The sequence below is a fragment of the Streptomyces sp. NPDC042638 genome (genome assembly GCF_040647235.1).
GTDB lineage: Bacteria > Actinomycetota > Actinomycetes > Streptomycetales > Streptomycetaceae > Streptomyces > Streptomyces rameus.
The window spans coordinates 1-6,023 of record NZ_JBEZBT010000117.1 but is presented as its reverse complement, the minus strand read 5'-3'; the positions used below and the strand labels follow the sequence as shown (position 1 = coordinate 6,023).

General features: G+C 74.4%; 6 protein-coding genes and 1 pseudogene. 2 read left to right on the top strand and 5 right to left on the bottom strand.

Features of this window, described 5'->3' with window-relative positions; all coding sequences use genetic code 11:
- The 3 genes from AB0B40_RS37725 to AB0B40_RS37715 all read right to left on the bottom strand — a co-directional run.
- On the bottom strand, positions 1–967 hold a 967-nt coding region (locus AB0B40_RS37725), incomplete at its 3' end, for a cellulose binding domain-containing protein (RefSeq protein ID WP_362268131.1).
- Between the two features lie 134 nt (positions 968–1,101).
- Positions 1,102–2,505, bottom strand: a complete 1,404-nt coding sequence (locus AB0B40_RS37720; protein ID WP_345047534.1) for a HAMP domain-containing sensor histidine kinase — start codon at positions 2,503–2,505, stop codon at positions 1,102–1,104.
- Positions 2,502–3,206 (bottom strand): response regulator transcription factor, encoded by a 705-nt coding sequence (locus AB0B40_RS37715; RefSeq protein ID WP_345047532.1) that lies wholly within the window; start codon positions 3,204–3,206, stop codon positions 2,502–2,504. The genes AB0B40_RS37720 and AB0B40_RS37715 overlap by 4 nt, the downstream gene beginning before the upstream one ends.
- 99 nt (positions 3,207–3,305) lie before the next feature.
- On the opposite strand from AB0B40_RS37715, the gene AB0B40_RS37710 reads away from it, so the two are divergent.
- Positions 3,306–3,830 carry a hypothetical protein gene (locus AB0B40_RS37710; protein ID WP_362268129.1) on the top strand — a complete coding sequence of 175 codons (525 nt, stop codon included), beginning with the start codon at positions 3,306–3,308 and terminating at the stop codon, positions 3,828–3,830.
- A 16-nt stretch (positions 3,831–3,846) separates the two neighbouring features.
- Here AB0B40_RS37710 and AB0B40_RS37705 read toward each other — a convergent pair whose 3' ends face one another.
- Both AB0B40_RS37705 and AB0B40_RS37700 read right to left on the bottom strand, forming a co-directional pair.
- Complete coding sequence (locus AB0B40_RS37705) at positions 3,847–4,728, bottom strand: fused MFS/spermidine synthase (protein WP_345047529.1); 882 nt, start codon at positions 4,726–4,728, stop codon at positions 3,847–3,849.
- Positions 4,729–4,762: 34 nt separating this feature from the next.
- Positions 4,763–5,173 carry a hypothetical protein gene (locus AB0B40_RS37700; protein WP_345047528.1) on the bottom strand — a complete coding sequence of 137 codons (411 nt, stop codon included), beginning with the start codon at positions 5,171–5,173 and terminating at the stop codon, positions 4,763–4,765.
- A 266-nt stretch (positions 5,174–5,439) separates the two neighbouring features.
- Here AB0B40_RS37700 and AB0B40_RS37695 point away from each other — a divergent pair.
- Positions 5,440–6,023, top strand: a pseudogene (locus AB0B40_RS37695) (hypothetical protein); the annotation flags it as partial.

Genomic DNA, 6,023 nt, shown 5'->3' with positions numbered 1-6,023 from the left:
CCTGGGCGCGACGGGTGTTGGCGGCGGTGTTCGGCAGCGCGCCGCCCTCGATGTCGAAGTCGACCTTGGTGAGCTTGAACGCGTCGACCGCCTTTCCGTACGCCGCCGCCAGCGCGTCCGCGGAGGAGCAGGTGGTGGCCAGCTCCGAGCCGGATGCGCCGCCGAAGGAGACGCGGATGTCACCGCCCTTGGCGCGCAGGGCGCCGATCTGCGCGGCCACGCCGTCACCGGTCAGGTCCGTGACACCGCCCCACTTGGGGGTGCAGCCGCCGCCGTCGGTGAGGAAGGCGAGGTTGTAGTTCTTCACTCCGGTGGCGTCGGCCGTGCGCAGGAGGTCGAAGGCCGGGTAGAGGGAGGTGTCGACGTAGGGGGCGAAACCGGCGGAGGCCGTGGTGCCGGTGCCGGTGCCGCCGGTGGGGGTCGGGGTCGCGCTCTTGGTCGGGGTGGCGCTGTCGGTGGGGGCCGGGGTGCTCGTCCTGCTGGGGTCCGGGGTCGGCGACGGGGGCTCTGTCGGCCGGCCGCTCGGCTCGGGGGTGGCGCCACCGTCGGCGGAACACCGGGTGTCGTCGATACGGCAGCCCGTCGGATCACCGCTGCCGCTCACCACGAAGCCGACGGTCACCGACTTGCCGGGGGCGAGGCCGGCGGTGTCCCACTTGGCCGGCCGCACCGTGACGTGCCGGCCGCTCACGCCGGACTCGCCGTTCCACAGGGAGCTGAGCCGCGCGCCCTCCGGAAGGTCGAACTCCAGCGTCCAGGTCGTCTCGGGCCGGCCGCTGTTGTTGGTGACGACGTACTGGGCGGTGTAGCCGCTCGACCAGTCGCTGGTCCTGGTGTACGCGGCGTTCACGCCGGCCGCGTTGGCGGTGCCGGTGAGCAGGACCGCGGCGCCGCCGACCACGGCCGCGGCCACCAGGCCGCCTATCGCCTTGTTCCTGCCGCTGATCCTGCGCCGGTGCGTACTCATGCGCGTGCCTGCCTTCACTGCTCACTGGGGGTCACAGGGGGTGGTCGGCCCTGTGGGGGTGCGGCAGCACGCTAGCGAGCCCGATCCGGACAATCGGCTTGATACGGACGGCGGTTGCGGAGCTTATGGTCCGCTTAAGGGAGCGATCGGGATCGGTTAAAGGTAGAGACCAGTCGGCGCGGCCGGCGCCGCCGCACCGCGCCCCGGTGCCCCCGGCCCACCGGCCCCCGCCCGTCGAGCTGGAACCAGATCCGCACCTCGGTGCCGCCGAGGACCGAGGCGCCGACGCGGACGTCGCCGCCGGTGGACTCGGCGAGCCGGCGGACGATGTCCAGGCCGAGGCCGGTCGAGCCGGTGGTGCCCGAGCCCCGGCCCCGGGCCATCGCCGCCGCCGGGTCGGGTATGCCCGGGCCCGCGTCCGAGACGAGCACGATCACCGCGTCCTCCCCGTTGTGCACGTCGACCGCGAAGGCGGTGCCCTCGGGAGTGTGCCGGAAGACGTTGCCGAGCAGGGCGTCGAGGGCGGCGGCGAGGTCGGCACGGGCCACGGGCAGCCGCACCGGGCGGTCGACGCCGGCCACCCGCCACTTGCGGCCCTCGTCCTCGGCGAGCGCCGACCAGAACTCCATGCGCTCACGCACCACTTCGGCCACGTCACAGCCGGCGCCGGGACCGGCGGCGGCCGTCTGCGGCTTGGCCTCCCGGGCCGTGCGGATGATGGTGTCGACCTCGCGCTCCAGCTGGGCGACGGCGGCCCGGGTGTGCTCGGCGGCCGGTCCGGCGCCGAGGGAGGCCGCGTTCAGCCGGAGGACGGTGAGCGGGGTGCGCAGCCGGTGCGAGAGGTCGGCCGCCAGCTCGCGTTCGTTGGCGAGCAACTGGACCACCTGGTCGGCCATGGAGTTGAACGCGACCGCGGCCAGCCTGAGTTCGGTCGGGCCCTCCTCCGGCACCCGGGCGCCCAGCTTGCCCTCGCCCAGCTCGTGCGCGCCGGCGACCAGCCGCCGTGCCGGGCGCACCATGCGCACCCCGAGCCGGTCGGCGACGGCGACCGAGCCGACGACCAGCGCGAGACCGACGGCCGCGAGCACCGCCCAGGCCGTCCCCACACCGTTGGTCATCTCGGACTCGGGGACGTACACCTCGACCACCGCGATGGCGCCGGAGCCGAGCGCGACCGGCTGGAGCAGGGCGGAGCCGCCGGTCACTGCGGTGGTGGAGGCGCGGCCGAGTCTCCGTACGGCCCCGATGTCGCGGGCGGCGGCGCGCTGCCGCCCGAGGTCGAGTGCGGGCCGGCCGCCGTCGGCCGGCAGGTGGACGGCCATCCCGGAGTCGGCCCCGGCCGAGGCCACCACCCGCTCCAGTTCGTCCCGGTCGGTGGTGATGGACAGGGCGGGCGCGACCGCGGCGGCCTCCCGCTCGGCACGGGAGAAGGCGCGGTCGCGGGCCATCTCCTTGACGACCAGGCCGAGCGGCACCGCGAAGGCGACCACGACCATCGTGGTGACCGCCAGACAGACCTTGACCAGCGCCCACCTCATCGCGGCTCCCCGTCGGCGGGAGGTTCGAGCTTCACGCCGACACCCCGGAGCGTGTGCAGATAGCGCGGCCGGGCGGCCGTCTCCCCCAGTTTCCGGCGCAGCCAGGACAGATGGACGTCGATGGTCTGGTCGTCGCCGTAGGACTGCTGCCAGACCTCGGCGAGGAGTTCCTTGCGCGGGACGACGACCCCGGGCCGGCCGGCCAGGAAGGCGAGCAGGTCGAACTCGCGGCGGGTGAGGTCGAGCCGGGTGCCCTCCAGCTCGGCCTGGCGGCGCAGCGGGTCGACGGTCAGGCCGCCGACGCGCAGCACGGCCGGGGGCGGCGCCTCGGCGCCGCCGGAACGGGCCCGGCGCAGCACGGCCGAGATCCGGGCGGAGAGGTGCTCGACGGAGAACGGCTTGGTCAGATAGTCGTCCGCCCCGGCGTTGAGCAGCCGGACGACCTCCGTCTCGTCGTCCCGGGCGGTGGCGATGATGACCGGCACGTCGGTGATGCCGCGGAGCATCTTCAGGGCCTCGGAGCCGTCCAGGTCGGGCAGTCCGAGGTCCAGGACGACCACGTCGAAGCGGAAATGGGCGACCTCACGCAGCGCCTCCAGCGCCGTGCCGACGCTGCGCACGGTGTGTGCGGCGTCGGTCAGATGCCGGATGAGCGCCGAGCGTACGAACTGGTCGTCCTCGACCACGAGCACACTTGCCATGCGCCGCACCGTACGCCATACGGACACCACCGGGCCGGTGCCTGTGGACAACTCCGGGCATGTGCGCACGGCGGTGCCGCTGGGGCAGTATGGCCCGCGATGCGCAGAGGACTCGTACACGTACTGGCATGGCTGCTCGCGACGGGAGCGGCGGTCACGCTGTCGTGGTGGGGCGTGCACACGGTGATGGCGGGGACGGCGTACGACCCGCCGCGCGCCCTGCCGGTCACGGCTGCCGACGCGGCGGAGCCGGACCCGGGACCGGCTTCCCGGACGCCGGCCGCCTCCCCCGGCCCGTCGCACGAGCGGCCCGCCCGTCCGGCACCGACGCCCACCCGCACCCCGGCCCGCTCACGTCCTCCGTCCCCCGCCGCTTCCGCGTCCGCGTCCGCGTCCGTGTCCGGCCGGGTCAGGTCCTACGACACCGACGGCGGCCGGGCGGTGTTCGACCTGGGCCCCGCCGACGCCACGCTCGTCTCGGCGACCCCGGGCACCGGCTGGTCGATGCAGGTGTGGAAGACGGAGAGCTGGATCCGGGTGGAGTTCAGCCGGGGCGCTGACCGGGTGTCGGTGTTCTGCACCTGGCACGACGGTCCGCCGCGGGTCGAGGTCGGAACCTACTGAGCCGCCGGGGCGGGGATCAGCGGAACACCGAAGGGGGCGGGGCCGGTGAGGCCACCGCGGCCTCGTCCGTGACGGGAAGCGCGCCACCGGTGAAGTCGGTGAGCGGCCGGCCGTGTTCGACCCGGCCGGGGTGCGGGTCGGAGGCGGCCCGGCGGGTGAGTTCGGCGAGCGGCAGCGGCAGGTCCGAGGCGACGAGGATCGCGTTGCCGAAGCGCTTGCCGCGCAGCACGGCCGGGTCGGCGACCAGCGCGAGTTCGCCGAACCGGGCGGCGGCGGTGGCGATCTGGCCGCGCAGGTGGGCGAGCGGCGGGCCGTCGGCGAGGTTGGCCGCGTAGACACCGGACGGCTTCAGGGCCCGGCGGACCTCGTCCAGGAACTCGGTGGAGGTGAGGTGGGCGGGCGTGCGGGCACCGCTGAACACGTCGGCGACGACCAGGTCCGCCCAGCCGTCCGGCACCTTGGCCAGGCCCGCGCGCGCGTCCACCGCACGTACCCGGATCCGCGCGCCCGGATCCAGGGGCAGCTCGCGGCGGACCAGTTGGACCAAAGTGGCGTCCCGTTCCACAACCTGCTGGGTGGAGCGGGGGCGGGTCGCGGCGACGTACCGGGCGAGGGTGAACGCCCCGCCGCCGAGATGGACGGCGTGCACGGGCTTGCCGGGCGGGGCGACGAGGTCGATGACATGGCCGAGGCGGCGCTGGTACTCGAAGGAGAGGTACGCGGGGTCGTCCAGGTCGACATGCGACTGGGGCGCTCCGTCGATCAGCAGGGTCCAGGCCCGGGCGCGGTCCGGGTCGGGTACGAGCTGCGCGAGCCCGCCGTCGACCGGCTGCTCGACGGCCGTTACGGCGGCCGACCTGCGCCCTGTCTTCGCGGACGCGCTCCTTGACCTGCCCATCGGTCCATTCTCGCAGCTGCCGCGGGGGCGCGCGTCACCGGCAGCTGTCGGCCGCCTCGATCAGCCGGGCCGCCTCCCCCAGGGCCCGGCGCAGCACCACCGGGTCGGTGGCGAGGTCGGCCTCGCCGGGCGGCAGCAGCCAGTCGGAGCCGTCCACCGGCGGGGCGGGGTCGAGGCGCAGCCCGCGCCCGTTCGTCTCGGTGCAGGTGCTGCCGGGTACGTCCCAGCAGGCGGCGGTGCCCGCCGGCACCAGGAAGCCGAGGGTGTCGCAGCCGTCGTCGTGCAGGACGGGCCCCACCGCGTCCGCGGCTTCGCGGCGCAGGATGTCGACCGCCTCCAGCCCCTGCCGGGCCGGTACCGTCACGAGGTCGCATGCCGGGTCACCCGCGGCGGACGCGGACGACGACGGCGTCGTACAAGGTTCGTTGCTCTGGCTGGTCTCCATGCCGGCCTCCACCACACAGCCCTGTTGCGGTCCATGGGGTCCAACGCGCGAGCCCGTCAACGGCTACGGCACAAGTGCGCCGCAAAGGATGGCACTTCATGGCGGATCGTGGATGAGATATCCGGTTTGTAGCCAAACACCGCGTGGCGGGTCCGTCACAGCAGGTACGTTCATGCCCGCCGGAACCAGGGCGTCACAGGGGCGACCCGTCCCGAAATCTCCCCGGTTCCGGCATGGTTCGACGGTTCGCACGAGAGGACCCGGCCATGGCGTCGTCAACCGTGACCTCGTCACAGCCCGAACGGCCACCCCGGCCGAACCTGGCCTTCCGGCAGGTGCGCGGCCGGCGCTCACCGGCCGAGTTCGCCGCGCTCGTCCGGCGGGCGGCGCGCGAGATCGGTGAGCGGGTGAGCTGTGACGCGCGCTACATCGGCCGGGTGGAGGCGGGTGAGATCCGCTGCCCCAACTACGCGTACGAACGGGTGTTCCTGCACATGTTTCCCGGCCGCACGCTCACCGACCTCGGCTTCGCGCCCCGCTCGTCCGTCCGCGGCCGCGCGGCGCGCCCGGCCGTGGAGCCACCGGGGACGGCCGCCCCCGACTGGGTGCCCGGTGAGTCACGAGGAGCCGTCGAGCCGTACGACAGGCAGGACCCGCACGAACCGCACGACCCTCCCCCGAGTTCTCGGCTCCGCTCGAACAGGGGGGACCCCCATGCGAAAGACCCCCTGAACCACGAGGAGAGCGACGTGCTGCGTCGCGCATTCATGACCGGCGGAGGCGCCACGGTGGCCGCCGCCACGCTGGCCCCGCTGGGGCTCACCACCGGCGCCGCGGCGGCCGAACGCCC

What these genes read in the sequence shown, in the direction of transcription:
- AB0B40_RS37720 (WP_345047534.1), bottom strand. Translation starts at nt 2,505, where the DNA reads ATGAGGTGGGCGCTGGTCAAGGTCTGTCTGGCGGTCACCACGATGGTC.
- AB0B40_RS37715 (WP_345047532.1), bottom strand. Translation starts at nt 3,206, where the DNA reads ATGGCAAGTGTGCTCGTGGTCGAGGACGACCAGTTCGTACGCTCGGCG.
- AB0B40_RS37710 (WP_362268129.1), top strand. Translation starts at nt 3,306, where the DNA reads ATGCGCAGAGGACTCGTACACGTACTGGCATGGCTGCTCGCGACGGGA.
- AB0B40_RS37705 (WP_345047529.1), bottom strand. Translation starts at nt 4,728, where the DNA reads ATGGGCAGGTCAAGGAGCGCGTCCGCGAAGACAGGGCGCAGGTCGGCC.
- AB0B40_RS37700 (WP_345047528.1), bottom strand. Translation starts at nt 5,173, where the DNA reads ATGGAGACCAGCCAGAGCAACGAACCTTGTACGACGCCGTCGTCGTCC.